This is a genomic window from Flagellimonas zhangzhouensis (assembly GCF_900102925.1).
Taxonomy (GTDB): Bacteria; Bacteroidota; Bacteroidia; order Flavobacteriales; family Flavobacteriaceae; genus Flagellimonas; species Flagellimonas zhangzhouensis.
This window is the reverse complement of sequence record NZ_FNKI01000001.1, coordinates 904,857-923,378: the sequence shown is the minus strand read 5'-3', so window position 1 is coordinate 923,378 and position 18,522 is coordinate 904,857. Positions and strand designations below refer to the sequence as shown.

General features: G+C 41.1%; 18 protein-coding genes. 1 reads left to right on the top strand and 17 read right to left on the bottom strand.

Going from position 1 to position 18,522, the window contains the following annotated elements; genetic code table 11:
- Positions 1–13 precede the first annotated feature (13 nt).
- From BLQ18_RS04040 to BLQ18_RS04025, 5 genes are all read right to left on the bottom strand, one after another.
- Complete coding sequence (locus BLQ18_RS04040; RefSeq protein ID WP_090292902.1) at positions 14–1,105, bottom strand: efflux RND transporter periplasmic adaptor subunit; 1,092 nt, start codon at positions 1,103–1,105, stop codon at positions 14–16.
- A 7-nt stretch (positions 1,106–1,112) separates the two neighbouring features.
- A complete protein-coding gene (locus BLQ18_RS04035; protein WP_090292899.1) occupies positions 1,113–2,414 on the bottom strand; it encodes a TolC family protein in 1,302 nt (433 codons plus the stop codon).
- A 105-nt stretch (positions 2,415–2,519) separates the two neighbouring features.
- On the bottom strand, positions 2,520–2,651 hold the full coding sequence (locus tag BLQ18_RS17145; protein ID WP_262492767.1) for a hypothetical protein: 132 nt from the start codon (positions 2,649–2,651) through the stop codon (positions 2,520–2,522).
- A 79-nt stretch (positions 2,652–2,730) separates the two neighbouring features.
- Positions 2,731–3,993 (bottom strand): NAD(P)/FAD-dependent oxidoreductase, encoded by a 1,263-nt coding sequence (locus BLQ18_RS04030; RefSeq protein WP_090293666.1) that lies wholly within the window; start codon positions 3,991–3,993, stop codon positions 2,731–2,733.
- A 172-nt stretch (positions 3,994–4,165) separates the two neighbouring features.
- Entirely contained in the window at positions 4,166–4,372 is a 207-nt protein-coding gene (locus tag BLQ18_RS04025; RefSeq protein WP_090292896.1) for a YgaP family membrane protein, read from the bottom strand.
- Between the two features lie 186 nt (positions 4,373–4,558).
- Here BLQ18_RS04025 and BLQ18_RS04020 point away from each other — a divergent pair, with 186 nt between their 5' ends.
- Complete coding sequence (locus BLQ18_RS04020) at positions 4,559–5,431, top strand: sterol desaturase family protein (protein WP_090293665.1); 873 nt, start codon at positions 4,559–4,561, stop codon at positions 5,429–5,431.
- A gap of 3 nt (positions 5,432–5,434) precedes the next feature.
- Here the strand turns inward: BLQ18_RS04020 and BLQ18_RS04015 are convergent, their stop codons facing one another.
- From BLQ18_RS04015 to BLQ18_RS03960, 12 genes are all read right to left on the bottom strand, one after another.
- On the bottom strand, positions 5,435–6,436 hold the full coding sequence (locus tag BLQ18_RS04015; RefSeq protein ID WP_090292893.1) for a c-type heme family protein: 1,002 nt from the start codon (positions 6,434–6,436) through the stop codon (positions 5,435–5,437).
- The gene (locus tag BLQ18_RS04010; RefSeq protein ID WP_090292891.1) at positions 6,436–6,705 is read right to left on the bottom strand and encodes a heavy-metal-associated domain-containing protein; all 270 of its coding nucleotides are present in this window, start codon (positions 6,703–6,705) and stop codon (positions 6,436–6,438) included. The genes BLQ18_RS04015 and BLQ18_RS04010 overlap by 1 nt, the downstream gene beginning before the upstream one ends.
- A gap of 9 nt (positions 6,706–6,714) precedes the next feature.
- Positions 6,715–7,056, bottom strand: a complete 342-nt coding sequence (locus BLQ18_RS04005; protein ID WP_090292889.1) for a rhodanese-like domain-containing protein — start codon at positions 7,054–7,056, stop codon at positions 6,715–6,717.
- Between the two features lie 87 nt (positions 7,057–7,143).
- Positions 7,144–7,524, bottom strand: coding sequence for a rhodanese-like domain-containing protein (locus BLQ18_RS04000; RefSeq protein WP_090292887.1), 381 nt, complete (start codon positions 7,522–7,524; stop codon positions 7,144–7,146).
- Positions 7,525–7,530: 6 nt separating this feature from the next.
- Positions 7,531–8,940, bottom strand: coding sequence for an MBL fold metallo-hydrolase (locus tag BLQ18_RS03995; protein WP_090292884.1), 1,410 nt, complete (start codon positions 8,938–8,940; stop codon positions 7,531–7,533).
- Between the two features lie 57 nt (positions 8,941–8,997).
- On the bottom strand, positions 8,998–10,731 hold the full coding sequence (locus BLQ18_RS03990; protein WP_090292881.1) for a SulP family inorganic anion transporter: 1,734 nt from the start codon (positions 10,729–10,731) through the stop codon (positions 8,998–9,000).
- A gap of 60 nt (positions 10,732–10,791) precedes the next feature.
- Positions 10,792–11,424: a Crp/Fnr family transcriptional regulator gene (locus BLQ18_RS03985; RefSeq protein WP_090292878.1), complete on the bottom strand. Its 633-nt coding sequence runs from the start codon at positions 11,422–11,424 to the stop codon at positions 10,792–10,794.
- Between the two features lie 135 nt (positions 11,425–11,559).
- Complete coding sequence (locus tag BLQ18_RS03980; protein WP_090292875.1) at positions 11,560–12,633, bottom strand: sulfatase-like hydrolase/transferase; 1,074 nt, start codon at positions 12,631–12,633, stop codon at positions 11,560–11,562.
- The gene (locus tag BLQ18_RS03975; RefSeq protein ID WP_090292872.1) at positions 12,623–14,227 is read right to left on the bottom strand and encodes a fibronectin type III domain-containing protein; all 1,605 of its coding nucleotides are present in this window, start codon (positions 14,225–14,227) and stop codon (positions 12,623–12,625) included. The genes BLQ18_RS03980 and BLQ18_RS03975 overlap by 11 nt, the downstream gene beginning before the upstream one ends.
- Positions 14,227–15,597, bottom strand: a complete 1,371-nt coding sequence (pbfA, locus tag BLQ18_RS03970) for a (R)-1-hydroxy-2-aminoethylphosphonate ammonia-lyase (RefSeq protein ID WP_090292869.1) — start codon at positions 15,595–15,597, stop codon at positions 14,227–14,229. Before pbfA ends, BLQ18_RS03975 begins: the two co-directional genes overlap by 1 nt.
- Entirely contained in the window at positions 15,575–16,849 is a 1,275-nt protein-coding gene (locus BLQ18_RS03965) for a ComEC/Rec2 family competence protein (protein ID WP_090292866.1), read from the bottom strand. The genes pbfA and BLQ18_RS03965 overlap by 23 nt, the downstream gene beginning before the upstream one ends.
- A gap of 2 nt (positions 16,850–16,851) precedes the next feature.
- The gene (locus BLQ18_RS03960; protein WP_245668062.1) at positions 16,852–18,522 is read right to left on the bottom strand and encodes an alkaline phosphatase family protein; all 1,671 of its coding nucleotides are present in this window, start codon (positions 18,520–18,522) and stop codon (positions 16,852–16,854) included.

The window sequence follows — 18,522 nt, the reverse complement described above, 5'->3', positions numbered from 1 at the left end:
TAGCTTTTTAGGGTTATTGAATGCTTACTTTAGCTCCATTGTACAGCTTTCCATCGGCTGATACGATGTATTGATCTCCTTTGGACAATCCAGATAACACTTCTACTTCATCTCCATAATTCTCACCCAAACGCAACCAACGCAATAGCGCCACATTGTCTTGACCAAGCGTATAAACACCTGTCAATTGCCCTTTGTGCACCAAGGCTGTGGACGGAACAGTCACAACTGTTTTTCCATTGCTCTCATTTTCCGCCTCTAGCCTAACGGTTGCATACATACCTGACAAAATCTTGGCATTTGTTTCATCCAAGCTTACTTTCATTACATATTGTCCACCTGTATTTTGTGCTGAAGCACTCAATTCGGAAACCTTACCTGTGATGGTGGTATCCAATGCTTTTACCAAAACTTGGGCTGTTGTACCTACTTTAATGGCAGAAATATTGTTTTCGGCTACTTTCGCCTCTACCTCAAATCCTGTTCCTGGGGATTCCACTGAAACCAAGGGCACTCCAGGATTGGCCATATCTCCCTCATCGATGTAAGTGTTGGTGACCACACCACTAAATGGCGCTCTGATATCTGCATAAGCGAATTGGGAATTCACTTCGTTCTTCATTTGATTGGCTGCTTCCAATCTAGCTTTTGCCATTTCATATTGGGCAGTCATATCATCCAATTCCTTTTGAGAGGCACTGCTTTCTTTAAAAAGGTTTTGAAATCTTTCGTAGTCCTTTTTCGCATTGTTGAATGCAACCGTTGCCTCGGTAATGGAAGCTTCTACTTGTGCTTTTTTAGCTCTTAGATCTCCATTGTTGATGGAAATAAGCAAGTCTCCCTTGTTTACTTTCTGACCTATTTTAACAGGTAAGGATTCCACATGGCCCATCATTCGGGTGCTCAACGTAGCGCTGTTCACAGCTTTGATTTGACCACTTCCTGCCAAAATGGTGGAGCTATCGCCCATATCCACATCGGCAACTGTTACTGGCACCGCTGCAGAAGTGTCAACAGTTTGTTTTTCGTCACTCCCGCATCCCATTAAGGTCAACCCCAAGGACATGATTAAAATGATGCTTTTATATATCGTAGTGTTTTTCATGTTGCAATTATTCTTTGGTTAAAAATGTGAGTAAGGATTGTGCTTGATTGTATTCAAAAATGGTTTGATAATAGGCCAATTGCTTTTCGGCATAAGTGGCCTCGGCCATTAATAAATCAGTTGTTTTTTCCAATCCCTCTTTAAATCGGTTTGTACGTATTCTCAATGATTCTTCGGATTGCTCCATAGCCAATTTTGATGTCTGGAGCCTGTTCTCCGCGTCTTCGACCATCCGCTTGGTGCGTTTAAGCTCAATAGTACTTTTGGCGACGTATTGTTCGTATTCTTTCTGTGCTTTTTCATAGTTTGTTTTGCTTTTTCCTGCCTTGGCAAATCGCTGTGATCCTTTAAAAACATCCCAACTTAAGCTTGCCCCAACAATGTATCCTTTGGAATCTGCCTGAAATATTTGATCATCATACATCTCATAGCTGGCAAAGGCATTCAACCTTGGCAAAAAGGTCATATTATCCGCTTTCATGTTTGCTTTGTATGCTTCGGATACCAAATCCATTGCCTTGACATCCGCTCTGTTTTCCAAAGTGGCATCAACTTCTTCACCCATGTTTTCTGGCAACAATTCTTGGGTGGGTTCAAAAACAACGTTTCCTTGTTCGTTCATTAAAAAAGCCACGTAGTCTGAAGCATTTTTTACATTGCTCTTAGCAGTTTTTAATTGATCTGAAACTTCGGTCACCCTCACTTTTACTTCCAATAGATCTGCTTTTTGAAGCAATCCTTGATCAAAACTGTTCTGTGCCATGTTCAAGTTGGCGGTTGCTGCATCGTAGGCTTTCTGCATTACTTCCACAGCACGATAGGCCAATTGCAATTGACCATAAGCTTTCTGAGCCTCAAAATCCAAATAATCCCTAGTTCTCATGGCTTGAAGCTCTTTGGCCTCCATGGTAGTTTTGGCTGCCTTTCGCTGATAAAAACCATCCATATTGATCAAAGGTTGCTGAACAGAGACCACGGTGGCGAAATTTTCCACCTGATCGGGATCGTTCAATAAGTCTGGGTTAAAATCGGCCTGGGTCAAAATCCCTTGGTTGAGTTTGGACCCAAATGCCATTAAAGGGTTTGTAGTTGCCATTCCCGTATGCGATACAGAAATCTGTGGCAAAAAGACAGAATTTGAAAATCTATAATCGTATTTGGCCATTTTGGCTTCCTGATCGGAAACCTGAATGCTCGCATTGGACTCTTGCACCCTAGCCAAGACATCATCCAATGAAATCTTCACTTGATCTTGGGCAAAAATCACCTGCGTGAGCACCAATGACATTAATAAAATAGTTCGCTGCATTTTAGTTCATTTTGAGCCAAAATTAGAGCGATGGAATTGTTCCCACAGTAACATTGGTTACTTAGGTATAGGGTAACTTTATACTATATGTCAGGTTGGGATATACTACTTTTTTCCACTGTTCATCATGGCCAAAACGGCAACTACAAGGACCACCACCACAAGGGCGAACAGACCTATCATCCAAATGCCATTTTCCCAAACTACCAAGGGTATAATATTGCTAAGTGTTTTCACAATTGTATTGGTTTTATTCATCAAAAATAGGGGCTATTCACCCCTAAAAACATGATTTATCTCATATGCGCTGGAAGCATCAAACATTTTTGCCTTTCAACATTTTGTTCCAGTACAAATGGGGAAGCCCATATTTTTTCAACATCCAAAGTCTCCAATGCTCTTTATCACTATTAAAAACCAGCATACGTTTGAGTTTTGGATCGGGTATAAAATTGTTTTTATAATCAAATTCAGCTAAGGTCATTTTTCCATAGCCCGTCACCAATGGACAGGATGAATATCCGTTATAGGATGTATTGTCAGCAGTGGCAAGGGACATTAATTTTTGGATATTGTCCACTACAACTGGCACCTGTTTACGAACCGCTGCCCCTGTTTTTGCAGTTGGAAGTGCGGCTACATCACCCATTCCAAAAATATTTGGGTACTTGTTATGCTGCATGGAATGATGATCCACATCCAACCAACCTGCATCGTTGACCAAGACAGAATCCCTCACAAATTTTGGCGCTGCCTGGGGAGGGGCCAAATGCAGCATATCAAATGGGACACTGATATCCACATCGCCAACCATTTGTTCTCCTAATTCATTGTCTTCATTGATGATACATCGGTTCTCTTCGGGTGCGGTATGATTAAAATGCAGTATTCGGTTTTCAACATCGATTTCTTTTGGGGAATAAAAAGGTTTAAAATGAATTCCGTAGCGGTCTATGACCTTGGTAAGGGTATCCCGAATTTCTTTCACCCCAAATATTACGCTACCAGGTGTTGCGAAAATCACATTGGTGCTATTCTTCAACCCTTGCTTTCTGAAATGATCTGCCGCCAAATAGGCTATTTTCTGGGGTGCACCCCCACACTTGATCGGCGTAGTGGGTTGGGTAAAGAGCGCATTTCCCTTTTTAAAGTTGCGAATCACTTCCCACGTATATTCTGGATTGATGTAGTTGCTACAAGCCACTCCTTTTTCCAAAGCTTCGGGTAAACCCTTGATTAAACTGGGTTCCATGACCAATCCAGGAGCCACTACTAAATAATCATAGGTAATATCTCTACTTGTTTCGGCAGACACACTGTTCTGTTCTGGATTAAATCCAGTCGCTTTGTCCTTTACCCAATCCACCCCAGATGGCATTACATCTGCCATTGGTTTTGCCGTTTTCTTAAAATCATAAGCTCCAGCACCAACCAAGGTCCATGCAGGTTGATAATAATGCGTTTCGGAGGGTTCGATTATGGCAATATCCAGTTTCTTCTTTTTTGCCAAAAGTTGGGCAGCGGTCATAATTCCAGCAGTGCCACCCCCAACAATCAATACTTGGTAGTGCGATTTCATGTTTTGTTTTGTTAATTTTTCAGTAAAGTATTGATGATAATCATAAAAAAATGTAACTAATGTTACATAATTGATAATCAGCAATCTTCATTACATGAGAATCATCAGGCCCAACCCATAAAAAAAGCCGCTCTTTTCAGAGCGGCTTTCCTTAATCAACCAACCAAAAAACCTAGTTTTTAGTCTTGCATGTATTTAACCCGAAGAGGGTGTACAATGGACAAAAACTAATTAAACTTGTTAAAACAAAAATCGCTGCCAGTGCCAAAAGCACATAGGCCAATGTTCCTGTAATTATATTAAAATAGAATAGGGCCACTACTGCCAGTGCCAAAATTATTCGAATCGTGCGGTCTGCTCCGCCCATATTTTTTTTCATATTATATGATTTGTGGATTACTATACTGTTTCGAAAATTTCAATCAATCTATTCTACATTATTTCAATCTCTTACACCAAAATTAGTATTTATACCAACTCTAAATAGTAACATTGGTTACATAGGCCATATTATTTTTGTCGTAATTTTAAGTTTGACTAAAAATGCACGACATAACCCTATATGATGCAAGATTATATTGATGCTTTGACCAGCGGTTTTGTGGGCACACTTAGGTGGACATGGAGGTCCATTTTGTTCGATGTGCCTTGGTACAACAATTATTTTTGGGGATTGATTTTGATTTCGCTTCTGGTATGGAGTTTGGAAATTCTGTTCCCGTGGCGGAAAGAACAATCCATTTTTCGTAAAGACTTTTGGTTGGATGCCTTTTATATGTTTTTCAACTTTTTCATTTTCGCGATCATCATCAGTGGAGTGTATAAATTCCTTGGCGTCCTATTTAAGGATATGGGTATAAGTGCCACTACTTTAACTATTGTTGATATCGCACATTGGCCACAATGGTTACAATTGGTCGTCTTTTTTATCGTGTTGGATTTTGTGCAGTGGTTCACCCATGTGCTTTTGCATAAATATCCAGTGTTGTGGCAGTTCCATAAGGTACACCATAGCGTTAAGGAAATGGGATTTGCTGCCCACTTAAGGTATCATTGGATGGAAAACATCTTATACAAACCCCTAAAAACTATTGGGGTAATGGTCTTGGGTGGATTTGAACCCGAGCAAGCGTTTATTGTTCATTTTGCTGCCATTGCCATTGGGCACTTTAACCATTCCAATATTAAAATCACCTATGGTCCTTTAAAATATATTCTGAACAATCCTGTGATGCACTTGTATCACCATGCTTACACCATTCCTGAAGGCTCCTATGGGGTCAATTTTGGAATAAGTTTGAGTATTTGGGATTACATCTTCAAAACCAATTACATTCCTGAAGACAGTGGGAAGATCGAACTAGGTTTCCCAGGGGATAAAAAATTGCCCAAAGGATTTTGGGGTCAACTGGTGTACGGATTCAAAAAGGAGAAGTAACTGTTATTTTTGGGGTTGAACTGCATCAAAAACAATGCTCCAAATACCCCTAACCTCATTCTCTCCATATCCCATTGCTTGGTCTGTTGGATATAATTGCGCCAATGTATTGGATACTTCAGGAGACACTTCTTTACCCTTTGTTCCATGACAGTTTAAACACATACTATTGGTCACAATGGGATAATAGAAATTCACTTTTCCATCTTTTTCGGAAACAATAGGTTCGTAAGATTCGCCAGCCTTTACTTTGGATTTAAAGGTGGCAATATGTGCCATTTCAATAGCGTTGGCTGTGTTTTTCGGGTTGCGGGGTCTATCTGATACCCTTTTTATGCTTGCATTAAAATTCACGGCCATACTATCGGTTAAAGGATAGGCTCGTTCATTACAAAACAACAAAGCTTCTTCCACTCCTTTATTTTGAATAGTCCCTATGAGATTTTTACCCAACACTTTTTGGGTTTCTTGAGCATATTTCATGCCCATTTCTTTTGGGCTTGATTCAACAGAAACTTCAGTGAGTTTTTTGCCTTGATTGTACAAAGAATCTCCTCTACGCTCTATCCAATGTGCTTTGAACCACTCTGGCTCCGCAATTTGATATTCGTACATATACTCAGCAATCTTTTTAATTTCTTCTTCAGGGAATTGTTGTGTTGGCATTATGCCAAATCGGCGAACTGCACCTCTCATTTGGGTGTTATCTTCAGAAGGTGCTTTTACAAAATCCACAACACCTTGAACAAAGTCCGCTTTGGTTTTGAATACATCCAAATAGTGTGCCTTTACGGCTATCATCGGCGGCGCAATGCGTTGCCCATTTTCTGGCACTTCTGGATTATGACATAGGTAGCATTTGGCTTCCATCAGCTTTTTGCCCTCTTGATAAACAACCTCTGAATGGGAAGTTGAATCTTCCAATGCTATTTCTTCCGATTTAGGTCCTTGTTTACAGGAAACCATCATCAATACTACACCAATGAAAATAAATACATGTTTCATTACTTGGTCATTTTACCAGTGGCGCAACTCACAAAGGATTTGGCCTTGTCCACAAAACCATTTTCTTCATCGATGGTCGGATACCCCAAATTTTTCAGGGTTTCTTTAACTAAGGAAGCGTCCTCAGCGCTTTGATGCTCAAAGCTAACTGATGAACGCTCCCTTTCCACAATCACATCGTTAATTCCGTTCAGTTCCGACAATTTGTTGGATATGGTTTTGGCACATCCACCACATTTAAGATTTTGTACCTCAACAACTGTTCTCATCTGTATTTTTTAATAAGTCCATCTTCCGTAACCGCCCCTAAGATCATAGATCTTGGTGAAGCCCATGCTGGCCAATTTTCTGGCTGCTTGCTGGCTTCTGTTACCTGATTGACAATAGATATAAAGTGGTTTATCCTTTTTGAATTTTGAAAAAGCTGACGCAAATGCAGATCCTTGGAAATAATCAATATTACTGGCTCCTTTTATATGACCGCCCATAAATTCGGACTTGGTCCTTACATCTACCAATTGCACTTTTCCTTTGGAAATGGCTTCGTGGTATTCCTCTCTGTCCAATATTTGAATTTCTTCTGGAAGTGTTCCTCTGAACAACATGCTTAATAATGACATATATTATATTTTATGCCACTAAAGTATCTTGGTTTTGTGTGATGGTCAGTAACGATTGTTACACAAGATGTTATCTGTAAAAACTTTTTAATTTCTTACCCAATCGCTGTAGCCCCCAGAGTAGTCAAAGACTTTGGTGAACCCTTTATCCTGAAGAATTTTTGCTGCATAAGCACTTCTAGAACCCACCAAACAATACACATAAACAGGCTCGTTCTTGTCCAAGGTCTCAATTTGTTTTAAGAAACCACTTTGGTTGCTCAAATCAAAGTTAACTGCATGGTCAATATGGCCAGCTTTGTATTCCCCTGGTGTTCGAACATCCACAAGTTGCACCTCTTTTCCGATTACTTCGGATTTAATGACCTGCTTATCTACCTTGGTGATAGTTTTATCTTGCTGTGATTGACATGAGGCTACATTGGCAAAGACTGCCAAGAAAAACACCCATTTGATCAATTGCTTCATGCTTCCTTATTTCAAGGTTGTTGGGCAAACATAATCGGTCACAGGAATCCCTACTTTTTTAATGTCGGCAAAACCTCCTGACACATCTACCAAATTATGAATCCCTCTACTTTTAAGAATAGAAGAGGCTATCATACTCCTATACCCTCCAGCGCAATGAATGTAGAATTTCTCTTTTTCAGGGAATTCGGCCAAGTGGTCGTTTAGGTAATCCAAAGGTGTTAAATGGGCATCAACTACATGTTCTGCCTTATACTCCGATTCCTTACGGACGTCATATACAGGAACACCTTGCTCCACTTTTTCTTTAAATTCCTGGGCATTTACATTCTCTACGGTATCAACTTCCTTTCCCGCTTCTGCCCAAGCTTCAATTCCTCCTTTCAAATACCCCAAAGTATTATCAAATCCAACTCTTGATAATCTGGTTACAGTCTCTTCTTCCTTGCCTTCTGGCACTACCAAAAGTATCGGTTGTTCCACATCTGCGATCAAAGCACCTACCCATGGAGCAAAACTCCCCTTCAATCCAATAAAAATGGATCTTGGCACATGTCCTTTTGCAAAATCATCTTGATGACGAACATCCAATACTACAGCTCCTGTTTCATTGGCTGCAACTTCAAAAGCATCAGGAGTTAAAGCATGGGTTCCTCTTTTTAGAACTGTTTCTATATCCTCGTACCCCTCTTTGTTCATTTTAACATTAAGTGGGAAATATTGAGGTGGTGGCAACAATCCGTCTGTTACCTCCGCGATAAATTCATCACGGGTCATATCTGCCCTTAGGGCATAGTTCATTTTTTTCTGATTGCCCAAAGTGTCCACGGTTTCTTTCATCATGTTCTTACCACACGCTGAACCTGCTCCGTGCGCTGGATATACAATTACATCATCGGCCAAAGGCATGATCTTGGTGCGAAGACTGTCAAACAAGGTGCCTGCCAACTCTTCCTGTGTCATATGAGCCGCCTTTTGGGCTAAATCTGGTCGTCCTACATCTCCCAAAAACAACGTATCTCCACTAAAAATGGCATGGTCTTTCCCGTTTTCATCTTTCAATAAATAGGTAGTACTCTCCATAGTATGCCCTGGGGTGTGCAGCACCTTGATGGTGAGTTTACCCAAGGTAAATTCCTGTCCATCTTCTGCGATGATGGCATCAAATGCGGGTTGGGCTGTTGGGCCATAAACAATAGGCGCCCCAGTTTCTTTGGAAAGGGTTATGTGACCACTCACAAAATCAGCATGAAAGTGAGTCTCGAAAATATATTTGATGGTGGCTCCAGCTTCTTCCGCTTTTTTAATATACGGTTGCACCTCTCTTAGTGGGTCAATAATCGCTGCTTCACCTTCACTCTCTATATAATATGCCCCTTGGGCCAAACATCCTGTATAAATCTGCTCTATTGTCATGTGATTATGGTTTTGGTCAAAAATATAATTGTGATCCCAAAAGTTCAGTGACCAAAGTTACAAACTCTTGGTTTTAGATTGAAAAGACACTTTTCGTTGGATTCCCGTTCGCTCTTTTGGATTGGAACAGCATTCCACAGCATCAAAGGTTTGGGCAAAGAGATTTTCTTCTCCCAGCACATCAATAATGCCGCTGCTGTACAAAATATCTCGAGTCGGTCCAATTGCGCCAGCTATTAAAAATTGAATGCCTTTTTCTCGTAACTCCAAAATAATCCGTTCCAACAATACGGTCGCACTGCTATCAATATAATTGATAGGTTCTGCATTGAGGACTACAAATTTTAGTGCAGGGCCTTTCTTTTCGATTTCTTTATAAAGTTGTTTTTTGAAATAATCCTTATTCCCAAAATACAGTTGGGCATCAAAGCGTAAAATCAGTTTATCATCATCTACCAGTACGTCTTCGGAAAATCGATTGACGTTTTTAAAATAATGTGTGTCCTTAATTCGACCCAGAATCGCAATATGGGGATGCGAAATGCGGTACACCAACAATAAAAGAGACAACAAAACTCCCAAAATGATTCCTTCTATTAATCCAATGGAAAGCGTCATAATGAATGTTGCAATCAACAAGAGGAACTCATCTTTTCTGTTTTTCCATAGCATTAATGGGTATTGCAAATCGATAAGTCCAAAAACGGATACGATGATGATACCGCCCAAAGCCACAGTTGGCAGATTATAAAACACTGGGGTTAAAAAGAGTAAAACGCCAGCAATGAAAATTGAGCTAAACACCAAAGATAAACTGGTTTTGGCCCCCGTTTCATCATTGACCGCACTTCTTGAAAAACTACCCGAAACGGAGAATGATTGAAAAAAGGAACCCAAAATATTGGACAATCCCAATGCCCTGAGTTCTTGATTCGCATCAATTTCATATTCAGGATGTCTTTCTTCCACGGTTTTTGCAATAGAAATGGATTCCATAAAGCCAAAAAGGGCAACTGTGAGTGCAATAGGCAAGAATTTACCTATCTGGTCCCAGTGGGCAACAGGAAGTTCAAATTTGGGCAATCCTCTTGGAATTTCACCCACTATTTTGATTCCCTTAGCTTCCAATCCAAAGATAACAACGGCCAGAATTCCCAAAACAACAATGAGTAAGGGTATCGGCAATTTTTTATTGATTTTCCGAAGTACTACAATCAAAACGATAACCACAATACCCATTGCCAAAGTCAATAGGTTCGCATTGCCAAGACTGCCAAAAATGTTACTTAAAAGCACATGAATCTTTCCCGATTGGGGCAAACTCACACCTAAAATGTACTTGAGCTGTCCCAATCCTATTAAAATGGCTGCTGCGGAAGTAAATCCATTGATCACAGGTTTGGATAGAAAATTGACAAACGAACCCATTTTTAAAAATCCAAACAGCAACTGCACCAATCCGATAAGCAGCGTCAAGAAAATAACGGCAGCAATATAAGCTCCTTCACCTGACAATTGCATGGCTCCGATTCCTGCTGCCACCAATAAGGAGTCCATGGCAACTGGACCAACGGCCAATTGTCTTGATGTTCCAGTGAGTGCATAGACAAATTGCGGCACCAATGCTGCGTACAACCCATAGATGGGTGGCATTCCCGCAATCATGGCATAGGCCATTCCCTGGGGCACCAACATAATGCCCACAGTAATGCCAGCCACTAGATCACCATAAAAATACGAGCGATTGTAGTTGGACAAAGAAGATAAAAAAGGAAAAATCCTTTTGAGCATCTGATTGGTTTTATGCAAAAATAGACGGCCCGTGGGCTATTTTCAGTAACAAAGGCTACATTACAGGTCGGTCACATGGATATAACTCCGATGCAACTTTACTTTTTTCATTTTTTCGAGCTTCTTTAACAGTCTGGACACCACTACCCTTGATGTATGCAGATCATACGCAATTTCTTGGTGGGTGCTTCTAATTTTGTCATCGTTGGTGACTTCCACTTTCTTTTTAAGATAGTCCACCAAACGTTGGTCCAAATTCTTGAAAGCAATATTATCCACAGTTTGCAACAACTCGTTCAAACGGTTATGGTAACTATCGAACACATAATTGCGCCAACCTTTGTATTTCCCCATCCATTCTTCCATTTTTTGAACGGGCACCATCATAATCTTGGTATCGGTTTCGGTAATGGCTCGAATTTCACTTTTGGTCTGACCCATACAACAGGCCATGGTCATGGAACAGGTTTCTCCTTGTTCCAAATAGTACAAAAGCAACTCGTCCCCCTCTTCATCTTCCCGCAACACCTTAATGGCTCCAGATAACAGCAAAGGAATACTGCGAATATACTGGCCTATATCCATAATGGTTTCACCTGCAGGTACTTCCACAATTTTTCCGACCTCAACAATTTCATCGATCAGAGGTTGCTCAAAATAATTACTAAAGGTGCCTAAAAGTTCTTCTTCCATAGTGTAGTTAATGCTGCCCTAAGGTAAGTATTTTAACACAACTGTTCCATGTCGGTTTGTGGGATAAAAAAAGACCTACACCAACGATGCAGGCCCTTGACAAACTAAATTACTGAATTTGAATCTACTTAAACTTTATTTTAAGGGAGTTCCCTTTATCTCTTTAGGAATAGGTTGTCCCAATATTTTTAAAATGGTCGGTGCAAATTGATTGGAGTACAATTGCTCGTCTTGTTTTACTTCGCCCATGGCCTCTACATCTTTTCCAAAAGTCACGAACCAAACTTGACCCGCGCCTTTTACATCACTGCCATGGCCTCTCCAAGTATCCAAAGGTTGCGTTCCCCTCCCGTGGTCGGTGGTAATCATAAAAATGGTCTGATCTTTATAGAAATCATCCTGTTGGGTAAATTCCCATAGATCTTTGATCAATGCATCGGTATTGTGAGCCGATTTTAAATAAGCCTGATAATCGCCATCGTGGGCAAAATCATCGGTTTCGCCATAGGAGATAAAAACCAACTTCGGATGTTCCTTTTTCATGTGCTCCAAAGCATAATGGTGCGTAAAGGCATCCAATCGCACACTGCCCCAAGGACTCGGAATCTGGTCTTGCAATTCGTTCAGGAATTGCTCCTTTTCGGTCAAATCTCCTGTTGCTTCTTCAAAACCTGCATTCACAGGAACCCCAGAACGCTTTTCGTTCACGATAAATGGGAAAACGTCCCAGCTACCAAAGGCCGCCACCTTACCTTTCCCTTCGGATGTATTGTTGAAATGCTCTAAAATGGTAGTGTTGGGGTTTTGCATTTTATCATTGCTTCGGATACGGGCATCATCAGCTGTTCCTGTTAAAATTTCGTTGTAACCAGGATAGGAAAACCACATGGAATTGGTCAAGTTTACCTTGCTGCCCAAGTTTCTATTTCCATGTATTTGACCCATTTTCTCCGCTTGATTCCAGAAAAAAGGCATCAATGCCACTCTTCTTTCTGCTGGAGTTTCTTTCCAAAAAGCTTCTTTCAACATGTCAACCTCATGGACATAATCTTTGTTCCCCACCAAAAGGGAATCGGCTCCTGTGAACAATTCTTGCCAACGGAAGCCATCCAACGTGATCAAAATCACCTTGGTGTTATCCGCATTTTGTGCTTGAATATTGAAAATCGCTGCAAAACCAGCCATTAAAAGCAAAATCTTATTTTTCATTTTCTTCCTGTGTTTTAAATGATGCCATTTCGGACCAATCACTCCAATTTAGGTTTTGGTCACGGTACCTTACCCTCCAAAAATAGGCGGTGCCCGGTTTTAATCTCTTGGTTGGCTCATCGGTAAGGTCGTCCTCTTTCTGACGGTCTTCTTTGTAATACCAATTTTCAAATTGTTTCCAGCTGTCCAAAGCCAACTTTTCAAAATTTTCGGTTTCGGATAACTGCCAGTGTGCCGCTGCATGGAATGCCCCACTCAATGGACTGGAAAATTCACCAGCTTTCAAGGTAGCAAAATCATCAGTTACCACAACGTTGTTTATTGGCGAGATGACCTTAGGTGCTTCGGGTTTCTTTTCCAATCGCCAAATGGTAATGCTATCGCGAAGTTCATTTTCTCTGGACTCGATAGTGTTTCCTCTACTGATTCTTTTGATCGTGAATTTTGGATCGTTTCTGTTACCGTCCACTTCAACCATTACAAATCCGTATTCGTCTTGGGTAACAGTGAACTCATCGTAATCCCTACCTTCGAATTCACCCCAATTGTCTATGGCGCCACCTGCAGAGGCTACATTGATCCAAAGGTGTTTATGATCTCTCGACTGGCCTCGGGAATAGCCATGCGTATGTCCAAAAAAATGAACGCTCGGTTTTCCTGTTTTGGTTGAGAATGCTTCCAACATTTTTACCACTTTTCCCGTTGATTCTTCTTCCCCTGGAATCCAAAGTTCAGATTTATGCGGATGGTGCAATTGGGCAAAAACAAAGTCAATGTCCTCGTTCTTTTCAGTTTCATCCAAAACTTTTTCCAGCCATTGGTATTGCTCCCCAAGATCGCGATAGCCATCATTGGAATTTAAACCGATAATACGGGTGTTGCCATAATCTTTGTACCACCAATGTTCAGCATAAGCTGGGGTTCCATTTTCGGGCAAACTGAAATATTTGAAATAGAAAACAGAGTTTCGCTCATGGTTTCCCAAAACTGGATACACAGGTACTTCAGCAAACAATTTTTGCGCTGGGTCGAAGAAGTGTTCTTTCCATTGGTAATATTTGCTACCACTTTGAACCAAATCGCCAGGTATCATCACCATGGCTAAATTATCGGGTAATTTACCACCATGTTCCTTTTCCAAATATTGAAGAAGACCTTGATTAACGATTTCCGAAAACTTGTTGGGCTGCTGGCTATCGTATTGCATATCGCTCATAGCAACTATGTTGAAACTCTCCTCATCACTCGAAAATGGCGGGGTTTTAAACTGGAAAATATCCGACTTGGCCTTTCCCGTTTTCACACGATAATAGTATTCCGTGAATCGTTTTAGGCCTTCCAACTTAACGGTATGCACCCTTGATTCGGAGAAATTGATATCCTCGGCTTTTCCAGAGGTCTTTTTGCCTAATTTTTCGGTCGTTCCCCACTCCACAATACTTTCTTCGCCACTGGTGGTTTCCCACATAATCACAATGGATGTTGGCTCGGCATCTTGAAGATAGGGTTGCACCAAAATTTGAGGTTCGGTCTGGGCAGCGAGGTGCGTCACTCCAGCAAAAAATAGAATGCATAATTGGTTAATCTTTTTCATTAGGCTATAGCATTGGTTTTTAAAAAGGCACAGTTCAATATTTCAAATGCCTTTTCCAGTTCTTCTCTTGTTATGGTCAATGGTGGGGAAAGTTGCAATACATTTCCTTTGGAAACCTTAAAACTTAATCCCTGTTTTAAGCACTCGTACATAATTTCTTCGGCTTCGGCGGTCGCTTTTTCTTTGGTAGTTCTATCGGACACCAATTCGATGCCCCACAAAAGTCCAACACCTCGAATATCCCCGATCAAGGAATATTTTCTGTGCATTTTGTAGAGGGCCTTTCTCATAAATTCTTGGTCTTCTTTTACTTTTTGAAGTAGATTTTCTTCTTCTATTACTTCCAAAAGGGTCAATCCAGCGATGGAGCCCAATGGACTTTTTTCGTGGGTGTAGTGGCCCAGTGAAATATCTCCGAACTTGTTGTACTCATCTCGAGTTACAATGGCAGCTTGTGGAATAATTCCGCCACCAAGGCCCTTACCCAAACACAGAATGTCGGGTTCAATACCAAACAATTCGTAGGCAAACATTTTTCCTGTTCGTCCAAAAGCAATCGGAATCTCATCCAAAATCAGAAGCACTCCATGTTTTGTGCACAGTTCGCGTGCACCTTTCCAAAACTTATCGGATGGAATCTGTACATCGGTATTTCGGATGATTTCTGCCAAAAATGCCCCAATCTGGTTGTCCTTTTCCAGAACATATTCCAAATATTCGAGGGCTTTGGCCTCATTCCCTTCAAAAATACCGCGATAGGTTATTGGAGGTGGAATTCGTTCAACTCCTGGCATCATTGGTCCCATATGTTCCTGAAATATGGATTCGCCACCTACACTAATAGCATCCAAATTAGCCCCGTGAAATGAATCCCAAAAAGAGACCACTTTGTGTTTTCCAGTGACGGCTCGGGCCAATTTTAATGCAATTCCAATGGCTGAACTGCCATTTGGGGTCAATAGAATTCGGTTGAGTCCTTTTGGTGTGTAGGATGTTAGTTTTTCAGCAAACTGAATGGCGGTTTCATTGGCATATCGTCGAGTGGAAAACGTCAAACCTTGAAGTTGTTCGGTTAACCGAGCTATCATTTTTGGGTGCGAAAACCCAATTTGATGCACATTATTCCCGTGAAAATCCAAATATTTTTTTCCAGATACACTTTCAATGTAAGAGCCTTCACAATTTTTGAGCACGTCCAAACAAGGGGTCGACATGGATTGATGCATAAAATATTTTGCATCCTTTTCCAGTAGTTCCTTGGTTTCTTCGCTTACTTCGTTTTGCAACCACTCCTTTCGTGCTGGAGTCAGGTTGATATCGCCTTCCACAACAGATTCTGAGTTGTGCTTATCGCGCTTTATATGGTCCATGTTTAGTTAGTATTTCGCGTTCTTCGGATGCATCGTTCAACACATAAATATCATATGTATCACCATTATCGTACACCCGAACAACAATATGTCCGTTTTGACTTTTATATTGATCCAACCTGCCACCGATCACGTCCCTGGTGCCTTGTAGCATAATGGTTGAAAAAATATCCCGATCACCGGGGTATAATTTTTTTGATGTTATTCTTCGGAGGACTTCCTCCCCTGGATGGTCTGCCGTCCAGTTTTGTTGTATCCAAACGCGAGGGCGAATGGTCCGAACATAATAGGGATTTTGGGAATCGCGATTGCCATGATGGTTCAAGGTTGCGACATCCACAGGCCCCACTACTGGCGCCACATGGGATTCCAGTCCATTGATATCCGTTTCTCCATAGCCATCAATCCCAGCAATATCGCCTCCTGTATAGTAATTGAATTTTCCATAATCTATTCGGATAGCATTGCTCAATGGGTTTTCACCTGGGTATTCGCCTTTTTTAAATAGGGAGTAGTATGAAGCATCATAACCCGTCCAAATATTTCCGTTTGAGGCTATGTTTTGAACTTTAAAATCAGGATAATCCTTTGGGTGATATTGTAAATGAATCTGATTATTGCTACCCACTTGCAAAGCTTCATTTTCCAACCCAGATTCTTTGTATTGAAATTCGATAAACTTCCAATACTCTTTTAAGGTGGGAATCATTCCGTAGGCATCGGAAGCGAATCTTTCTTGGGACTGCACTTTCGAATCTTTGAGATCTAATGGAAAATCGAACCCGCGATCAATCAATGTTTGTATCGGAATCAAGGTTCCCACTTCCATAATTCCAGTTAATTGATAGCTTCCTGAAGCTATTTTTCGCAAGGAATCAATCTCCCCAAAATGGTCGTCGTGGTAATGGGTAATCAGGGCATAATCCAACCTTTGATCCTGCTTTTTCGACAGAAATTGATCTATGTAATCCACTATCCATTCTGGGGCTGTTTTGGACCTATTCGGAACCAACTTTGCATTTCTGCTCGAAGTGGTTCTCGGATGTGTCTCGGACATATCCCCAGCATCCACCAACATAGTTGTGCCATCGGGAAAAACCATAAAAGCAGCATCACCCCTACCCGTGTTGATATGATGAATGTCCAAAAAACCAGGTTGCCAAGCAGGCAAATTTTTGGTTTGCCCAATGGAAATAGATGTCATCAAAATGGTGATGACCAGTAGACCCATTTTTTTAAGTTTGAATTGCATTCTTATTTTTTTCTATACAAATGATTTGCAGGAATAATCTGTTTTGGAGTGCTCGGGCCTTTGAATTTTACATCCAAATGATAGCCCCCACCTCCGTTGAAGAACTCTACTCGTACCAAATGTTTTCCTTGGGTCAAATCCAACGAACCACTGCGCTCCATTACGCCATGATCGCCATCATTGTCCACAATTTCGTTACCGTTTACGTAAAGTTTGCTACCATCATCGCTATTGGTGAAAAATGTATAATTTCCATCTTCCAAAATTTCCAAATAACTTTCAAAAACCACGGCAACTTGCTCTTGAGGCCTATCTCCTGAAAGCGCTTCCTTGTGCGAAAACTCGGTTACAAAACCTTCATGCAATGGGCTCAAATTTGAAAAATCGGGCAACATGGCAATACCGCTAACTTCATAGATTTGAAATTTTACAGCATCCTCCTTTGATTGGGGAACTATTCTAAAATTCCCCTCGGCAATCGTACTCACCAATCGACCTTCTTGAAAAATCCCAGCTTTGATAATGCTGGTCTCTTTTACATAGAAAGTATCCTGATAGGCTTGACTATTTTCCAAAGAGGGCACTTTGTCACCTATGGTGTATCTGATCTCCCCCAAATTGTTGGGGTTTTGAATCACTACTGCTACGGAATCCGCTTTAAAAACCCCACCAGCAGGTTCAAAATAACCCGCATCTGGAAGTATTTTGGGTTGGGTGATTTGGGCTTTGCGCTTGTAGATCAATTTTGGCGCTTCATTTCCTATAAATGCCCCTTTAACAGGCCGACCAATCCAAGCTTGGGGCGTTTTCAACCCCATAGCATAGGCGACAGTCGGTGCATTATCGTATTGGTAAACGGTTTCTTCAATAGTGTATCCTTTTTTGATACCAGCCCCATATAAAATGAAAGGGATTTCCATTTCGGCCAAGCTTTCTCCGCCATGACCAAAGCCTAATCCACCATGATCGGCAGATACAATGAACATGGTTTTTTCAAAGATTCCAGCTTGTTTGGTGGCATCTACTATTTCTGTGATCAACGAATCAGCCTTTTCTACCGATTTGTAATACTCTGGACTTCCGTGACCCAACGCATGGCCTGCATGGTCCACATGATCCAAGTGCACAAAAGTGAACTTTGGGGTATGTTCCTTGATGTAATTTACTGCTGCCCGTGTGGTTTTATCCTCGTGGTCTCCATCAATGTCAAAATCAACATCTGATTTCTCGAACAAACGACCAAATCCATCCCAATCGTAAATGGCTCCTACATGAGCTCCAGGTTGTTGATCTTTAAAAAGGGTGAAGATTGTTGGAAAGGTTCCGTTCTCTGTTTGTACTACGGGTGGTAATTGATGGTCGAATTTTTCCCAACCATTGGAGGTTACACCATGTTGTTCGGTATCGGCACCCATGATCATACTGGCCCAGTTTGGACTGGAACTGGATGGAAGTACCGACCTTGCATGTAGGGTTGCAGCTCCATTCTGGATCATGGAATCCATCATGGGCGTATTGGCCTTTTGAATTCCATTGGGACTCATTCCGTCTATTCCTATGACGACGATGTGCTCAATGCCCTTTGGAGTTACCTCTTGATTAGAAGAACAAGACCACAGGAACAAAGTTCCCATGGTCATGATCATTGCTATATTAAACGTCTTAAAACACAT

What these genes read in the sequence shown, in the direction of transcription:
- BLQ18_RS03960 (WP_245668062.1), bottom strand. Translation starts at nt 18,522, where the DNA reads ATGTGTTTTAAGACGTTTAATATAGCAATGATCATGACCATGGGAACT.
- BLQ18_RS04010 (WP_090292891.1), bottom strand. Translation starts at nt 6,705, where the DNA reads ATGAGAACAGTTGTTGAGGTACAAAATCTTAAATGTGGTGGATGTGCC.
- BLQ18_RS04015 (WP_090292893.1), bottom strand. Translation starts at nt 6,436, where the DNA reads ATGAAACATGTATTTATTTTCATTGGTGTAGTATTGATGATGGTTTCC.
- BLQ18_RS04020 (WP_090293665.1), top strand. Translation starts at nt 4,559, where the DNA reads ATGCAAGATTATATTGATGCTTTGACCAGCGGTTTTGTGGGCACACTT.
- BLQ18_RS03965 (WP_090292866.1), bottom strand. Translation starts at nt 16,849, where the DNA reads ATGCAATTCAAACTTAAAAAAATGGGTCTACTGGTCATCACCATTTTG.
- BLQ18_RS04035 (WP_090292899.1), bottom strand. Translation starts at nt 2,414, where the DNA reads ATGCAGCGAACTATTTTATTAATGTCATTGGTGCTCACGCAGGTGATT.
- pbfA (WP_090292869.1), bottom strand. Translation starts at nt 15,597, where the DNA reads ATGGACCATATAAAGCGCGATAAGCACAACTCAGAATCTGTTGTGGAA.
- BLQ18_RS04025 (WP_090292896.1), bottom strand. Translation starts at nt 4,372, where the DNA reads ATGAAAAAAAATATGGGCGGAGCAGACCGCACGATTCGAATAATTTTG.
- BLQ18_RS04030 (WP_090293666.1), bottom strand. Translation starts at nt 3,993, where the DNA reads ATGAAATCGCACTACCAAGTATTGATTGTTGGGGGTGGCACTGCTGGA.
- BLQ18_RS03990 (WP_090292881.1), bottom strand. Translation starts at nt 10,731, where the DNA reads ATGCTCAAAAGGATTTTTCCTTTTTTATCTTCTTTGTCCAACTACAAT.
- BLQ18_RS03995 (WP_090292884.1), bottom strand. Translation starts at nt 8,940, where the DNA reads ATGACAATAGAGCAGATTTATACAGGATGTTTGGCCCAAGGGGCATAT.
- BLQ18_RS04005 (WP_090292889.1), bottom strand. Translation starts at nt 7,056, where the DNA reads ATGTCATTATTAAGCATGTTGTTCAGAGGAACACTTCCAGAAGAAATT.
- BLQ18_RS04040 (WP_090292902.1), bottom strand. Translation starts at nt 1,105, where the DNA reads ATGAAAAACACTACGATATATAAAAGCATCATTTTAATCATGTCCTTG.
- BLQ18_RS03975 (WP_090292872.1), bottom strand. Translation starts at nt 14,227, where the DNA reads ATGAAAAAGATTAACCAATTATGCATTCTATTTTTTGCTGGAGTGACG.
- BLQ18_RS04000 (WP_090292887.1), bottom strand. Translation starts at nt 7,524, where the DNA reads ATGAAGCAATTGATCAAATGGGTGTTTTTCTTGGCAGTCTTTGCCAAT.
- BLQ18_RS03980 (WP_090292875.1), bottom strand. Translation starts at nt 12,633, where the DNA reads ATGAAAAATAAGATTTTGCTTTTAATGGCTGGTTTTGCAGCGATTTTC.
- BLQ18_RS03985 (WP_090292878.1), bottom strand. Translation starts at nt 11,424, where the DNA reads ATGGAAGAAGAACTTTTAGGCACCTTTAGTAATTATTTTGAGCAACCT.